The organism is Streptomyces sp. NPDC047079, assembly GCF_040643755.1.
GTDB lineage: Bacteria > Actinomycetota > Actinomycetes > Streptomycetales > Streptomycetaceae > Streptomyces.
Map to the genome: position 1 here is coordinate 91358 of NZ_JBEYUZ010000004.1, position 14998 is coordinate 106355.

The 14998-nt window shown below is 72.2% G+C and carries 14 protein-coding genes and 1 pseudogene; 7 read left to right on the plus strand and 8 right to left on the minus strand.

All coding sequences use genetic code 11. From position 1 onward, the window contains the following. Positions 1 to 4: 4 nt before the first annotated feature. On the minus strand, positions 5 to 898 hold the full coding sequence (locus ABZ823_RS07445) for a DMT family transporter (RefSeq protein ID WP_361655012.1): 894 nt from the start codon (positions 896 to 898) through the stop codon (positions 5 to 7). 251 nt (positions 899 to 1149) lie between these two features. On the opposite strand from ABZ823_RS07445, the gene ABZ823_RS07450 reads away from it, so the two are divergent. From ABZ823_RS07450 to ABZ823_RS07460, 3 genes and pseudogenes are all read left to right on the plus strand, one after another. Continuing rightward, positions 1150 to 2805, plus strand: coding sequence for an FAD-binding dehydrogenase (locus ABZ823_RS07450; RefSeq protein WP_361655015.1), 1656 nt, complete (start codon positions 1150 to 1152; stop codon positions 2803 to 2805). A 233-nt stretch (positions 2806 to 3038) separates the two neighbouring features. Further along, a pseudogene (locus tag ABZ823_RS07455) lies at positions 3039 to 3727 on the plus strand (molybdopterin-dependent oxidoreductase). Further along, positions 3711 to 4343, plus strand: a complete 633-nt coding sequence (locus ABZ823_RS07460) for a cytochrome b/b6 domain-containing protein (protein ID WP_361655018.1) — start codon at positions 3711 to 3713, stop codon at positions 4341 to 4343. The pseudogene ABZ823_RS07455 and the gene ABZ823_RS07460 overlap by 17 nt, the downstream one beginning before the upstream one ends. A 70-nt stretch (positions 4344 to 4413) precedes the next feature. Here the strand turns inward: ABZ823_RS07460 and ABZ823_RS07465 are convergent, their stop codons facing one another. The 4 genes from ABZ823_RS07465 to ABZ823_RS07480 form a co-directional block, all read right to left on the minus strand. Then, positions 4414 to 5439: an L-idonate 5-dehydrogenase gene (locus ABZ823_RS07465; RefSeq protein ID WP_361655870.1), complete on the minus strand. Its 1026-nt coding sequence runs from the start codon at positions 5437 to 5439 to the stop codon at positions 4414 to 4416. A gap of 14 nt (positions 5440 to 5453) precedes the next feature. Next, positions 5454 to 6215 carry an SDR family oxidoreductase gene (locus ABZ823_RS07470; protein ID WP_361655021.1) on the minus strand — a complete coding sequence of 254 codons (762 nt, stop codon included), beginning with the start codon at positions 6213 to 6215 and terminating at the stop codon, positions 5454 to 5456. A gap of 10 nt (positions 6216 to 6225) precedes the next feature. After that, positions 6226 to 7623, minus strand: coding sequence for a gluconate:H+ symporter (locus ABZ823_RS07475; protein WP_361655023.1), 1398 nt, complete (start codon positions 7621 to 7623; stop codon positions 6226 to 6228). Between the two features lie 97 nt (positions 7624 to 7720). Beyond that, a complete protein-coding gene (locus tag ABZ823_RS07480; protein ID WP_361655025.1) occupies positions 7721 to 8251 on the minus strand; it encodes a gluconokinase in 531 nt (176 codons plus the stop codon). Between the two features lie 130 nt (positions 8252 to 8381). On the opposite strand from ABZ823_RS07480, the gene ABZ823_RS07485 reads away from it, so the two are divergent. Then, complete coding sequence (locus tag ABZ823_RS07485) at positions 8382 to 9083, plus strand: FadR/GntR family transcriptional regulator (protein ID WP_361655027.1); 702 nt, start codon at positions 8382 to 8384, stop codon at positions 9081 to 9083. A 42-nt stretch (positions 9084 to 9125) separates the two neighbouring features. On the opposite strand, the gene ABZ823_RS07490 is transcribed toward ABZ823_RS07485, so the two are convergent. After that, entirely contained in the window at positions 9126 to 9500 is a 375-nt protein-coding gene (locus ABZ823_RS07490) for a YchJ family metal-binding protein (RefSeq protein ID WP_361655030.1), read from the minus strand. A 180-nt stretch (positions 9501 to 9680) separates the two neighbouring features. Between ABZ823_RS07490 and ABZ823_RS07495 the strand changes: the two genes are divergently transcribed. The 3 genes from ABZ823_RS07495 to ABZ823_RS07505 all read left to right on the plus strand — a co-directional run bounded on the left by ABZ823_RS07495 (position 9681) and on the right by ABZ823_RS07505 (position 12509). Then, on the plus strand, positions 9681 to 9992 hold the full coding sequence (locus ABZ823_RS07495; RefSeq protein ID WP_361655873.1) for a dsRBD fold-containing protein: 312 nt from the start codon (positions 9681 to 9683) through the stop codon (positions 9990 to 9992). 12 nt (positions 9993 to 10004) lie between these two features. After that, a complete protein-coding gene (locus ABZ823_RS07500; protein WP_361655033.1) occupies positions 10005 to 11312 on the plus strand; it encodes a phosphoribosyltransferase family protein in 1308 nt (435 codons plus the stop codon). Between the two features lie 72 nt (positions 11313 to 11384). Next, positions 11385 to 12509, plus strand: a complete 1125-nt coding sequence (locus ABZ823_RS07505; RefSeq protein WP_361655036.1) for a CapA family protein — start codon at positions 11385 to 11387, stop codon at positions 12507 to 12509. 150 nt (positions 12510 to 12659) lie between these two features. Here the strand turns inward: ABZ823_RS07505 and ABZ823_RS07510 are convergent, their stop codons facing one another. Then, positions 12660 to 13133 carry a DUF5709 domain-containing protein gene (locus tag ABZ823_RS07510; RefSeq protein WP_361655039.1) on the minus strand — a complete coding sequence of 158 codons (474 nt, stop codon included), beginning with the start codon at positions 13131 to 13133 and terminating at the stop codon, positions 12660 to 12662. Positions 13134 to 13219: 86 nt separating this feature from the next. Continuing rightward, the gene (polX, locus tag ABZ823_RS07515) at positions 13220 to 14947 is read right to left on the minus strand and encodes a DNA polymerase/3'-5' exonuclease PolX (RefSeq protein WP_361655042.1); all 1728 of its coding nucleotides are present in this window, start codon (positions 14945 to 14947) and stop codon (positions 13220 to 13222) included. Positions 14948 to 14998: the final 51 nt, after the last annotated feature.

The following is a 14998-nucleotide window of genomic DNA, read 5'->3' on the forward strand; positions in this document are numbered from 1 at the left end:
TGCTTCACCCTGCCTGTAGATCCCGTTCCCGTTCCGGCGCCGACGTACCCCGGGGCATGGCCGGGTGCAGGCCCAGCAGCACGATGCCGAAGACGATCCCCGCGAGGCCCGCCGCCTCCCAGGCCAGTGCGCCGGTGTCGGTGCGCAGCCGGTCGCCGAGGAAGCCCACCCCGCACGCGATCCCAGCCAGCGGCTGGGCGGCGGTCAGCGCCGGCAGGGACATCCGCAGCGGCGCCGTCTCGAACGCGCTCTGCACCAGGATCAGCCCCGCCACCCCGAGCACCAGCACGGCGTAGGGCTGCCAGCCCGTGATGAACTCCTTCCAGCCGCCTTCCGTGATCCGCTGCCCGCTGACCCGGGTGAGCGCGTCCTGCACGCCGTAGAGCAGCCCCGCGGCCAGGCCGAGAAGCACCGGCCCGATGATCAGCCGGGACTTCTTCGCGTACGTCGTCAGCAGCAGCGCCAGCCCGACCATCACACCGAGGATCAGCCAGTGCCGTACGGGATCCGTGACCGCGACGCCCGCTCTGGGCCGCCCCGCCACGATGAACGCCGTGACGCCACCGGCGAGCAGCGCGAGCCCCAGCCATCCCTGGCGGCCCAGTGGCTGCCTGGTCTGCCGGCGGGACTCGGCCAGCGCGAACAGCAGGTTGGTGGCGACCAGCGGTTCCACCAGGGAGATCTCGCCGTGGGCCAGCGCGACCGCGCTGAGGCCCATGCCGACCGCCATCAGGCCGAGGCCCCCGAGCCAGCGCGGTATCTTCATCAGGTCCAGCAGCAGCCGGGGGGAGAGGAAGTCGCTGAGCGGCGCGTGCTGTGCGGCGTTCTGCTGCAACACGAAGCCGGTGCCCAGGCAGAAGGCCGCGCTCACGGCAAGGGCCAGAACCAGTACCGACACGCTGTACCTCGATGATTCAGCGGGGTCACGGGAGGCGTATGACGCCGACTGTAACGCCCCGGGCTGCGGGCCGCCCGTGGTTGACCGCTCCCAGGCAGGCCCCCCGCCCGCACATGACGACCGGCGCGGTGTGTGCAGAGGACGGCGAGTACCCGGAAACAGGCGGTTGACGCCGTGACTCCTCCTGCCGAAGGATCTGACCCGTCGGTAGCGACATACCGACCGGTAGCCACGGCGAGAGGAACGGGCCCATGGCCTACGACGCTGATGTCATCGTGATCGGGGCGGGCCTCGCCGGGCTCACCGCGACCGCGGAACTCGTGGACGCCGGCCGGAAGGTGATCCTCCTGGACCAGGAGCCCGAGCAGTCGATGGGCGGCCAGGCGTTCTGGTCCTTCGGGGGCCTGTTCTTCGTCGACTCGCCGGAGCAGCGCCGGCTGCGCATCAAGGACAGCCACGCCCTGGCCCTCCAGGACTGGATGGGTACCGCCGCCTTCGACCGGCCCGAGGACCACTGGCCCCGCATGTGGGCGGAGGCGTACATCGACTTCGCGGCCGATGAGAAGCGGGCCTGGCTGCACCGGCAGGGCGTCCGCTTCTTCCCGGTGGTCGGCTGGGCCGAGCGCGGCGGATACGACGCCACCGGCCACGGCAACTCCGTCCCCCGTTTCCACATCACCTGGGGGACCGGCCCCGGGGTGATCGCACCGTTCGTACGGCGGGTACGGGCCGGGGCGGCACGCGGTCTCGTCCAGCTGAAGTTCCGCCACCGGGTGACCGGGCTCTCGCGCAGCGCGGGCACCGTCGACACCGTCACGGGAGAGGTCCTGGAGCCCTCGGACGTCCAGCGGGGCAGGGCCAGCAGCCGCACCGTCACCGGCGCCTTCGAGTTCCGGGCCCAGGCGGTCGTCGTCACCAGCGGCGGCATCGGCGGCAATCACGACCTGGTGCGCGCCAACTGGCCGAAGCGCCTCGGCGAGCCGCCGCGGCGGATGGTCTCCGGCGTGCCCGCGCACGTCGACGGAAAGATGCTCGGCATCGTGGAGGAGAGCGGCGGCCGACTGATCAACCGTGACCGCATGTGGCACTACACAGAGGGGCTCCACAACTGGGACCCCGTCTGGGAGAACCACGGCATCCGCATCCTGCCGGGCCCGTCGTCCCTCTGGCTCGACGCCCGCGGCCGGCGACTGCCCGTCCCGCTCTTCCCCGGCTTCGACACCCTCGGCACGCTCGAGCACATCATGAGGACCGGATACGACCACACCTGGTTCGTGCTCGACCGGAAGATCATCGGCAAGGAGTTCGCGCTGTCCGGCTCCGAGCAGAACCCGGACCTCACCGGCAAGTCGGTCCGGGACGTGATCGGGCGGGCCCGGGCGGACGTGCCCGGACCGGTCAGGGCGTTCATGGACCACGGTGTGGACTTCGTCGTCGAGGAGGACCTGGGCGCGCTGGTGCGCGGGATGAACGCGCTCACCAAGGAGCCGCTCATCGACGAGACCGAACTGCGCCGCGAGATCGTCGCACGGGACCGGGAGATCCTGAACCCCTTCACCAAGGACCTTCAGGTGACGGCGATCCGCGGGGCCCGCCGCTTCCTGGGCGACCGGCTGATCCGCACGGCCGCCCCACACCGCATCCTCGACCCCAAGGCGGGTCCGCTGATCGCGGTGCGTCTGAACGTCCTCACCCGCAAGACCCTGGGCGGCCTGGAGACCGATCTGTCCTCGCGGGTGCTGACCGAGGGCGGCGGCCCGCTCGCGGGGGTGTACGCGGCCGGGGAGGCGGCGGGCTTCGGCGGGGGAGGGGTGCATGGCTACCGCTCCCTCGAGGGCACCTTCCTCGGCGGCTGCCTGTTCTCGGGGCGTACGGCCGGACGTGCGGCGGCGAAGGCGCTCGGGTAGGTGGTGGCGGGGCGCCTGAGAATGCGGTGTGAAGTGGTTACGGAAGCCTGACGGGTATCCGTACCCCCTGGCCTCGAGGGGCTGCCGGGTGTTCGAATCGATCCGTGAACCCTGAACGACCCGAAGACCGGGACGCACCGGAGCCCGCGGACCGCGAGAGGGCGGACCGGGAGACACCGGGGCGGCAGACACCGGGCCGGCAGACAGCGGAGCCCGCCGCGACGGGCACCCCGATCGGCCGCCGGGTCCTGCTGGGGACCTGGGGCTCGGCGCCCTCGGCGTCGTCGCGGCACCCACGCTCCAGCGCGGCCTGGAAGCCTTCCTCGGCGCCGTCTCCGGCAAGGACCCGACGGGCCTGACCGGTCTGCTGCCCAACGGCGGCGGCTTCCGCTACTACTCCGTGACGGCGTCCGTCCCCCACCGCGGCGAGACCGACTACCGCCTCACCGTCGACGGCCTGGTCGACCACCCGAAGACCTATACGCTCGCCGATCTGCGGGCCCTGCCCCAGACCCGGCTCGTGCACGACGTCCAGTGCGTCACCGGCTGGCGGGTGCCGAAGACGCCGTTCGAAGGGGTACGGCTCGCCACGCTGCTGGAGGCCGCGGGCGTCCGCTCTTCCGCCGGCGCCGTCCGCTTCACCTGCTTCGACGGGGCGTACACCGAGAGCCTCAGCCTCGACCAGGCGCGACGCGACGACATCCTGGTCGCCCTCCGGATGCAGGACAAGCCGCTCACCCACGACCACGGCGGACCGGTGCGCCTGTATGTGGCGCCCATGTATTTCTACAAGTCCGCCAAATGGCTCTCCGGCATCACCGTCACCCGGGACGTGCGTCCCGGCTACTGGGAGGACCGGGGTTACGACGTCGACGCCTGGGTCGGCCGGTCGAACGGACGGGACGATGCCCCCACGAACTGACACCGCACAACCCGTCTCCGCTCCGGCCCTGGTACGGCGCTTCACCCGTGCGGAGCGCTGGGTGCACCGCCTGACGGCCGTGCTGATGGGCGTGTGCGTGGCAACCGCAGCCTGCCTGTACATCCCGGCACTCGCCGCACTGGTGGGCCGCCGTGAGCTGGTGGTCCGGGTCCACGAGTGGGCCGGGCTGATGCTCCCGGCGCCCGTCCTGGCGGGCCTGGCCTCCCGTGCCCTGCGCCGGGACCTCGGCCACCTCAACCGCTGGGGGCCGCACGACCGGCTCTGGCTGCGCGCGGCGCTGCGCCGGGACCGGCGGCGCGCGTCCCGTCCCGCCGGAAAGTTCAACGCGGGTCAGAAGACGTACGCGGCCTGGATCGCGGGCGCCACACTGGTGATGCTCGGCACGGGAGTGACGATGTGGTTCACCCACCTCACCCCGCTGGTGTGGCGCACCTCGGCGACGTTCGTCCACGACTGGCTCGCCCTGACGATCGGCGTGGTCCTCGCCGGCCATATCGGCATGGCACTCGGGGATCCGGAGGCCCGCCGCGGGCTGCGAAGCGGGCTGGTCAGCCGCACCTGGGCGGAGCGGGAGCATCCGTTGTGGCGGCCGTAGCGGCAAGGCCCGGGTCCGGGTGCCCGCCGCAGCGGGCCCTCCCGGTCAGGCTCCGAAGCCCAGCGGCACCTCAGGCCCCGAAGTCCAGCAGCACCTTGCAGGACCGGCTCCGGTCCCCGGCCAGGGCGAACGCCGACTCGGCCTCCCGGACCGGCACCACCGCTGTGACCAGCGCGTCGAACGCCGGCTCCGCAGCGAGCAGGCGGAGCGCGTCGTCGAACTCGGCGCCGAAGCGGAACGCCCCGCGCAGTTCGATCTCCCGGCTGACCACCAGGTTCCCCGCGAAGGGGCTCCGCCCCGGCGGCAGCATGCCGAGTTGGACCACGACCCCGCCCCGCCGCACCAGCCGCAGACAGGTGTCCAGTCCGGCGGCTACGCCGGACGCCTCGACGGCCACGTCGACGTCCGCGGGCCACCCGGCGTCGTCCGGGTCGTCCGCCCGTACGAGCGTGTCGGCGCCCGCCGCGGCGGCGAACTCCAGGGCCCGGGGCAGCAGGTCGGTGACCGTCACCGAGGCCGCGCCCGCCGCCTTGGCGGCCGCCACCACCAGACAGCCGATCGGTCCGGCCCCGGTCACGAGCACCCGCCGTCCGGCCACCGCGCCGGCCCGCCGCACCGCGTGCATCGCCACCGCCAGCGGTTCGGCCAGCGCCGCGCGGCGCGGCGCGAGGCCGGCCGGGAGCGGTCGCAGTTGTCCGGCGGGGACGGCCACACGGGCCGCGAAGGCACCCTGAACGTGCGGGTGGCGGGCCGCACTGCCGAGATAGCGGGTGTCCCGGCACACATTGGGCCGCCCGTCCGTGCACTCCGGGCACACCCCGCACGGGGTGGCCGGGTGCACGGCGACCGCGGTACCCGCGGCGGGACCTGAAGCGCCCTCACCGTAGGACACGACCGTGCCGACCACCTCGTGCCCGAGCACCATCGGCTCCCGGAGCCGGAAGTCGCCGACCCCGCCGTGTCGCCAGTAGTGCAGGTCCGAGCCGCACACCCCGCCGTAGCGGACGGCGACCAGCGCCTCGCCGGGCCCGGGCTCCGGGACGGGCAGTTCGTCGACGCGCAGGTCTCCCCGGCCGTGGATCACACAGCCCAGCATCGAGGAAGCCTCTCTCACAGCACGCTCGTCATACCGCCGTCGACGTACAGCACCTGTCCGCCGACGAAGTCCGCCGCGGGGGAGGCGAGGAACAGCACCCCGCCCACCAGATCCTCGGTGCGTCCCCAGCGGCCCGCCGGGGTGCGTCGCCGCACCCAGGCGCTGAACTCCTCGTCCTCGACGAGCGGGCGGGTCAGCTCGGTCTCGATGTAGCCGGGTCCGAGCCCGTTGACCTGTACCCCGTGCGGACCCCAGTCCGCGCACATGCCCTTGGTGAGCATCTTCAGCGCGCCCTTGGTGGCCGCGTACGGCGCGATACCGGGGCGGACCACCTCGCTCTGGAGGGAGCAGATGTTGATGATCTTCCCGTGACCGCGCTCGGTCATCCGCCGGGCCGCCTCACGGCCGACCAGGAACGCACTGGTGAGGTTGGTGTCCAGAATCCGGTGCCAGTCGGCGTCGGAGAACTCCAGGAGCGGGGCGCGCAGTTGCATGCCCGCGTTGTTGACCAGAATGTCGAGCGGCCCCACCCGCTCCTCGACGTCCGCGATTCCGGCGGCGACCGAGGGGCCGTCGGTCACGTCGAAGGCGGCCGTGTGCACGTCACCGGGCAGTTGCGCCGCGGCCTTCGTGAGCCGTTCGCCGTCGCGTCCGTTGAGGACCACCGTGCAGCCGGCCTCCAGCAGACCGCGGGCGAGGGCGAACCCGATGCCGCGGCTGGAGCCGGTCACCAGGGCCCGGCGGCCGCCGATGTCGAAGAGCGGGTGAGCCGTCATCGCCGTACTCCTAGATCACGAGGGACAGCAGGAGGACCAGGGCTCCGGCGACCACCGAGATGATGGTCTCCATGACGGACCAGGTCTTGACGGTCTGTCCGACGCTCAGCCCGAAGTACTCCTTCACCAGCCAGAAGCCGGCGTCGTTGACATGGCTGAAGAACAGCGAGCCGGCGCCGATGGCCAGGACCAGCAGGGCGGCGTGGGTGGTCGACATGTCGGCCGCCAGCGGCGCGACCAGACCGGCCGCCGAGACGGTCGCCACGGTCGCGGAACCCGTCGCGAGCCGGATCGCCACCGCGATCAGCCAGGCCAGCAGCAGGGCGGGGATCGACCAGTCCTTGGATATGTCCAGGACCATCTGGCCCACGCCGGAGTCGATCAGCGTCTGCTTGAAGCCGCCGCCGGCACCCACGATGAGCAGGATGCCCGCGATGGGCGCAAGCCCCTTCTCGACGGTCCCCGTGATGCGTTCCTTGGTGAACCCGGCCGGGCGGCCCAGCGTGAACATGCCGACGATCACGGCGGCGAGCAGCGCGATCAGCGGGGAGCCGATCACGTCGAAGACGCGCTGGACCATCTTCGCCGGGTCGTCCACGACGATGTCGACCAGCGCCTTGGACAGCATCAGGACGACCGGGAGCAGCACGGTGGCCAGCGTGGCGCCGAAGCCGGGGCGCGCCTCGAGCTCCTCGGAGGCCCGCGGCGGGAGCATGCGCTCCGGGACCGGGGCGTCGACCCAGCGGGCCGCGACCTTCGAGAACAGCGGACCGGCGATGATCACCGTCGGGACGGCGACCAGCACACCGAGTGCCAGCGTCACGCCGAGGTTGGCCTTGACGGCGTCGATCGCGACCAGCGGCCCGGGGTGGGGCGGGATCAGACCGTGCATCACGGACAGGCCCGCGAGCGCCGGAATGCCGATCCGCATCAGCGAGTAGTTGCCCCGTTTGGCGACCATCAGCACGACGGGGATCAGCAGCACGATGCCGACCTCGAAGAACAGTGGCAGACCGATCACCGAGGCGATCAGCACCATCGCCCACGGCATCGCGCGGCCCTTCGCCCGGGCGAGGATCGTGTCGACGATCTGGTCCGCGCCGCCGGAGTCGGCGAGCAGCTTGCCGAGGATCGCGCCCAGCGCGATCAGAACGCCCACACCGGCGACGGTCGATCCGAGCCCGGTGGTGAAACTGGTGATGGCCTTGTCGAGCGGTGCCCCGGCGAACGCGCCGAGCGCGAGCGAGCCGATGGTCAGGGCCAGGAAGGCGTGGAGCTTGAACTTGGTGATGAGCAGCACGATGACGGCGATACCTGCCGCCACCGCGATGCCCAGTTGAGCGTGGCCCGCCGACGTGATCGGCTCGACGGTGTCCGCTGCCAGCATCTCGACGCTGAGTCTGGTCACGGGGGTCCCTTGGGTGAGGAGAGGAACTCTCGGTTTCGGTTGGGGAAGGCCTTCGCACGGCGCCCCTCGGGGGAGGCGGCGGCGCGGCGGCCGGGTGTTACTGGGAGGGCTGGGCGGAGGACCGCTCGAGGTCCCGCAGGGCGTTCGCGGCGCGGGCGGTGATCTCCTCGGGGCTGCCCGAGACGTCCACCGCGACTCCCGTCTCGTCCGGCTCCAGCGGCTGGAGCGTGGCGAACTGGGAGTCCAGCAGCGCGGTGGGCATGAAGTGCCCCTGCCGGTGCGCCATCCGGTCCTCGATGAGCGGGCGGTCGCCCGTGAGGTGCACGAAGACGATGCCGGGAGCCGAGGCCCGCAGCCGGTCGCGGTACGCCCGCTTGAGCGCCGAGCTGCTCACCACCCCGCCGAGTCCCGCCCGTCCCTGGGCCCAGGCGCCGATGGCGTCCAGCCAGGGCCACCGGTCCTCGTCCGTGAGCGGGACGCCCGCCGACATCTTCGCGATGTTGGCCGGGGGGTGGAAGTCGTCGCCCTCGGCGTACGGAACGCCGAGCCGAGCCGCAAGCAGCGGACCGATGGTGGTCTTGCCGGTGCCTGCGACGCCCATGACCACGACGACGTGGGGGGTACTCATCGCTTCCTCGCTGTCTTCGTCGACATCTGATGTCGACGTCACTGAAACCGATTAGGTACGACTAATTCAAGAGTCTGTGACAAATAAGTCTGACTTTTTCTTCCTGTGATCCACCTCGTACGCTGAGTGCATGACCACTCCGGGCCGGGGGCTGCACGGCCGTGTACTCGACACCCTCGGCCCCGCGATCACTGCGGGCGAGTATCCGCCGGGCAGCGTCCTGCGTACCGACGAACTCGCCCACCACTTCGAGGTCTCCAGGTCCGTGATGCGTGAGGCGGTCCGGGTCCTGGAGTCGATGCACCTGGTAGAGTCCCGCCGCCGGGTGGGGGTGACCGTCCGCCCCAAGGCCGAGTGGAACGTCTACGATCCCCAGGTCATCCGATGGCGCCTGGCCGGCGCCGACCGTCCGCACCAGCTGCGCTCGCTGACCGTGCTGCGCTCGGCGGTCGAACCGGTGGCCGCGGGCCTGGCAGCACGCAACGCCACGTCCGAGCAGTGCGCCCGGCTCACCGAGTGCGCACTGGGCATGGTCGCCAACTCACGCGGTCACCAGCTGGAGGGCTACCTGGTCCACGACATGGCCTTCCACCGGACGATCCTGGACGCGTCCGGCAACGAGATGTTCGCCCGCCTGGCGGATGTCGTCGCGGAGGTCCTCTCGGGCCGCACCCACCACGACGTGATGTTCGAGGACCCCGATCCGGCCGCGGTCACCCTGCACGTCCAGGTCGCGGAGGCGGTACGGGAGCGTGACGCGGCCCGCGCGGAGCAACTGACCCGCGAGATCACGGTCGGCGCGCTTCAGGAGCTGGACATTCTCGCGCCCTGAGGGGTGCTGTCCGGACAGCACACCTGGCGGCGGCCGTCCCCGTCAGTCGACGAAGTCCCCGTCCACGTACACCCATGCCCCCTCCACCCGTTCGAACCTGCTGCGTTCGTGGAGGGTGCCGCCCCGGTAGGAGGCGCGGAAGGTCACCGTTCCCGTGGAATGGAACGCGGATCCACCCGTCGTCTCCAGGACCTCCAGCCCCGTCCAGCGCATCCCGGGATCCAGATCGAGCCGCCCGGGCCGGGTGCGCGGATGCCAGGTGCGCATCAGATAGCCCGTGTCCCCCCGGACGAACGCGCTGTACCGCGACCGCATCAGCGCCTCGGCGGTCGGAGCGGCCGCGGCACCCGAGTGGAAACGGCCGCAGCACTTCTCGTACGCCTCGGGCAGCCCGCACGGGCAGGAACGCGTGGTCATGACCGCCATTGTGCCGGGTCGGGCCCGGGCCTCACGGGGCGGCCGGAAGGCCAGGGAGGCGGGGCGGGGTTTCGGCATCCCTTGCGTGCGCACCCGCCCCGACGGAGTCACAGTGGAAGAAGGCCGTGCGTGCCCGTGCGGCTCGCGCTGCACCGGCGTGAGGAGGGACGGAAGATGACGATGACCCGAGCCGCCCGCAGCCGGCCTCCCACCGCCAAGGAGTGGAGCCTGCGCCTCTACCTCTCCGAACACGACCCCGCCACCACGGCCCGGGCCGTCCTCGATACCGGTGACAACCTGCTGGAGAGCTGCGCCGCGGCACACCGCAACCCCTACGACCCGGCGGTGCCCGAGATCGGCGACGAACTCGCCGCCGGGCGCGCGCTGATCGCCCTGGGCCAGAAGCTGCTGCGTGCCGCCGCGGGCGACATCGAAGAGGTCGGAGCCCCGGAGGAGGCCCCGCCCGCCCCGCTGTGGCTTCCCCGGGAGTGAGGAGGCCGAGCCGTGATCTTCATGGACCGCCAGGAAGCGGGCCGGCAACTGGGCGCACGCCTCGAGCACCTCAGGGACCGGGACGCGGTCGTGCTCGGCCTGCCCAGGGGAGGGGTTCCGGTGGCGTTCGAGGTCGCACAGGCGATCGGCGCGCCGCTCGACGTCTGCCTGGTGCGCAAACTCGGTGTGCCGTTCCAGCCCGAGCTGGGGATGGGAGCGATCGGCGAGGACGGCGTACGCGTGATCAACGACGCGGTGGTGCGCGAGGCCCGCGTCACCCCGGAGGACATCGCCGCGGTCGAGGAGCACGAACGTGAGGTCCTCGAACACCGGGCCCGGCGCTACCGCGGTGAGCGCGAGCCCGTCACCCTGGAGGGCCGGACCGTGGTCGTGGTCGACGACGGTGTGGCCACCGGGTCCACCGCACGGGTGGCCTGCCGGATCGCCCGGGCCCGCGGTGCCGCGCGGATCGTGTTGGCGGTCCCCGTCGCCCCGCGCGACTGGACCGAGCGACTCGGTGGGGAGGCCGACGAACTGGTGTCCGTGGCGACGCCGCGGGACTTCTTCGCGATCGGCCAGTTCTACGCCGACTTCGCCCAGACCGACGACGAGGAGGTCGCCGACTGCCTGAGGCGCGCCGCGGGCCGCCCCTGGGGGACCCCCTCCGACGACGGGCCCCCCGGGACGGAGGTGGAGATCACCGTCGGCGCCGTCCGCCTCACAGGGCAGCTGACCGTGCCGCAGGAAGCGCCCGGGACCGTGGTGTTCGCACACGGCAGCGGCAGCAGCCGGCACAGCCCGCGCAACCAGTTCGTGGCCGCGGGCCTGAACCGGGCCGGACTCGGCACCCTGCTGTTCGACCTGCTCACCGAGGAGGAGGAGCAGGACCGGGCCAATGTGTTCGACACCGGCCTGCTGGCCGGACGGCTCACCGACGCCACCGACTGGCTGCGCGCACAGCCCGGACACGAGGGCCTCGCCATCGGCTACTTCGGCGCCAGCACCGGAGCCGCCGCCGCCCTGTGGTCCGCCGCGGAGCCGGACGCCCGGATCGCGGCGGTGGTCTCCCGCGGCGGCCGCCCCGACCTCGCCGGGCCCCGGCTGGCCGCGGTGACCGCGCCCACGCTGCTCATCGTCGGCGGCGCCGACCCGGTCGTGATCGACCTCAACCGGCAGGCACAGGCCCGCTTGCGCTGCGAGAACCACCTCGCCGTCGTCCCCGGCGCCACTCACCTGTTCGAGGAGCCCGGCACCCTGGAGGTGGTGACCGACCTGGCCCGAGACTGGTTCACCGACCACATGGCCCCCGCTCACGTCTGACCGGTGCCCCCGCTCTCGTATCGCCGTGCGCAGCCCCTCGCACCGCGCCTACGACCGCCTTAGCGTGGGAGGGTGCACGAGGGCCTGGTCACGCTGTTCCTCTGCGGTGACGTCATGCTCGGCCGGGGCGTCGATCAGATCCTTCCGCACCCCGGCGACCCGGAGCTGCGGGAGGGATACGTCCGCGACGCCCGGGACTACGTCGGCCTTGCCGAGGCGGTGAACGGGCCGGTTCCCCGGCAGGCCGGCTTCCGCAGGCCCTGGGGCGAGGCCCTGCCGGTCCTGGAGGCCGCCGCGCCCGACGTCCGGGTGATCAATCTGGAGACCTCCGTCACCCGCCACGACGACTTCGCACCCGGCAAGGGCGTCCACTACCGGATGACCCCGGCCAACCTTCCCTGTCTGGCGGCGGCCCGCCCCGACGTCTGCGCCCTCGCCAACAACCACGTGCTCGACTTCGGCCGCCGCGGCCTCGCCGAGACCCTCGCCGCCCTCGCGGGCGCGGGGCTGCGCGCGGCCGGGGCGGGCCCCGACGCTGCGTCGGCCCGCCGTCCGGCGGTCGTGCCCCTGCGCGGCGGCGGCCGGGTCCTGGTCTTCTCCTTCGGCATGCCCTCCAGCGGGATCCCCGAGCACTGGGCCGCCACCGAGGAGCGCTCCGGTGTCGACCTCCTCCCGGGGCCCTCGATGGCCTCAGCGGCCGCGTTCGCCGACCGGCTGCGTCAGGTCAAACGCCCGGGAGACCTCGCCGTCGCCTCCGTCCACTGGGGCACCAACTGGGGCTACGACATCTCGCGCGCCCAGGTCCGCTTCGCGCACGCGCTCGTCGACGCGGGCGTGGACATCGTGCACGGGCACTCCTCGCACCACCCCCGCCCCCTGGAGGCGTACCGGGACAGGCTCGTCCTCTACGGCTGCGGCGACCTGGTCGACGACTACGAGGGCATCGGCGGCTACGAGCGGTACCGGGACGACCTGCGGCTGCTGTACCTGGTCTCCCTCGAGCCGGACACCGGCACGCTGGCCGGTGTCCGGATGGTGCCCCTTCAGACGCGCAGGATGCGGCTTGAGCATGCCTCGTCCGAGGACACCGCATGGCTGCGGGCCACCCTCGACGCATGCAGCCGCCCTCTCGGCACCCGCATCGCCCTCGACCCCGACGGGAGCCTCAGATTCCGCTCTCCGCCCGCCCGGAAGTGAGGAGTTCCCGCCCGCAGGCGAGGGATCCGATCCTCCGCTCGCGGCGGCCCGGTGTCCGCCTCGGGGGAGCGGGGGACTTCCGGGCGGGGTGGTCCGGTGTCCGCCCCGGGAGAGCGGGTGGACTTCCCACCCGCCCGGAGGCGACGACCCCTAGCGGGCCGCCTCCTCGTCGTCCTCGGGGATCACATGGACCGCCGCCTCCTCGGCCCCCCGGGCGCCCCCGTCGATCCCGGCGTCGTCCCCGACGAGCACGCTCTCCGTGTCGGGGCGGGCGCCCTCGTCCGGGGCGACCAGCCGTCCCGCATCGGGCCCGCCGACCTCGTCGTCGATCGGTTCGCCCTCGCCGCCCGGCAGGTCCCCGATCCCGTCGCCCTCCGGCCCCCTGCCCTCGGGCACCTCCCGCGCCAGCCGCTGGTCCAGCGACTCGCCCTCGTGCTGCTCGGCCGCCGTGGTACCCGGCTCGTCCACCGCGAGCGGCCTCTCCGGCGGTGAGTACCCCTCCTCCATCGGATCGGTGCCACGGTCGTCCAGGGTGTCCTCGGACTCCTCCGGGCGGATGTCCTCGATCACGTCCTCGTCGCCCTGCGGCTGGTAGACCTCGTCCCCCATGCCGTTCTCCGTCACTTCCGCACCGCCTTACGTACTGCGTCCCTCGGGTACCCGGTCCCCTGACGGGTCTCCGGACCGCCGTACGGCAAACGCGACACTCCTCACGCGCCCCTGCCCTTGGCCAGGAACCGGCGCAGCCGGCGCAGCGGCCAGGTGTTGATGACGTCGTCCGGGGTGAGCCAGCCCCGCTGAGCGGTGCCGATGCCGTAGCGCAGCTGGGCGAGGTGCGGGACGGAGTGGGCGTCGGTGTTCACGGCGAACTTCGCGCCGTGTTCCCGGGCCCGCAGGATCTCCTCGTCGCACAGATCGAGCCGGTCGGGCTGGGCGTTGACCTCCAGCGCGGTGCCGGTGCGCGCGCACACCGCGAAGATCTCGTCCCAGTCGGCGTCGACCCCCGGCCGCTTTCCGATCAGACGGGTCGTCGGATGGCCGAGCACATTCACATACGGGTTCTCGCACGCCCGCACGAGCCGCCTGGTCATCGCCTTGCGGTCCAGGTCGAAGTGGGAGTGCAGGGATGCCACGCAGAGGTCGAAGCCCGCGAGGAACTCGTCGGACCAGTCCACCTCCCCCTCGGGACCGATGTTCAATTCGGTGCCGTGCAGCAGCCGCATCCCGTGGTGGGCCCCGTCCAGCGCCCGCACCCGCTCCCGCTGGGCGAGCATCTTCTCGTCCGTCATGCGCTGCATGTACAGGTTGGGCGCGTGGTCGGTGACCGCGTAGTACGCGTAGCCGCGCGCGGCGGCGGCCTCCACCATCGCCTCCAGTGACGCGAGGCCGTCGGTGAGGTCGGTGTGGGTGTGCAGATCGCCGCGGACGCTCCGCTCGGTCACCACCTCGGGCAGCTCGCCGCGCTGCGCCGCCTCGATCTCCCCGCGGTCCTCACGCAGCGTCGGGGGGATCCACGGCAGGCCGAGCCGGGCGTAGACCTCCTCCTCCGAACGGGAGGCGAGCGACTGGCCGCTGTCCGCGTCGAACAGGCCGTATTCGGACAGTTTCAGCCCCTGCCGGACGGCGAGGGTGCGGGTGCGGATGTTGTGCGCCTTCGACCCGGTGAAGTACTGAAGCCCGGCCCCCCACGAGTCCGGCGGCAGGACCCGCAGGTCGACCTGGACGCCCCTGGTGGTGCGGATCGATGTCTTCTTCGCGCCGTGGGCGATCACCTCGGCGGTGGACGGCAGCGCGCGCAGGGCGTCCATGAAGGGGGCGGACCGCTTCGCCGCGACCAGGATGTCGATGTCCCCGACGGTCTCCCTCATGCGGCGCAGGGACCCTGCGTAGGTGCAGCGCTTGCAGCCGGTCACGCCGGACAGTTCGGCGACGATCTCCTCGGCGGTGTCGGCGGCCAGGTGCAGGGGGATGCGGGAGCCCGCCTGCTGGAGCAGGGCGATGCCGTGCAGGATGTTCTCCTGGGTCTTCGCGCCGAAGCCCTTCAGATCGCGCAGGGCGTCCGCCTCGATCGCGGCGGCCAGTTCGTTCACCGACGCGATGTGCAGGTCCTCGTAGAGCCGCAGCGCCTTCTTCGGGCCGAGGGTGGGGATGGTGATGAGCTCCCGTACCCCTGCGGGGATCCGCGCCCGGCGCTCCTCGACCGCGGAGACGGTGCCGGTGCGCAGGTATTCGAGCACCTTCTCGGCGATCGACCGGCCCACGTTCGGTATGTCGCGCAGCCGGTCGGCGTCCAGCCGGGAGATGTCGTCGGGGTGCCCGCCGATGGAACGCGCGGCCTTCTCGTAGGCGCGCACCTTGAACGCGTCGCCTCCCGTGATCGCGATGAGGTCCGCGTACTCCTGGAGGAGCGCCTCGACCTCGTCGTTGGGCCGGGTCACATCTCAGAGTCTAGGCACGTAGAAGCGGACGGTGCCCATCGGCACCGTCCG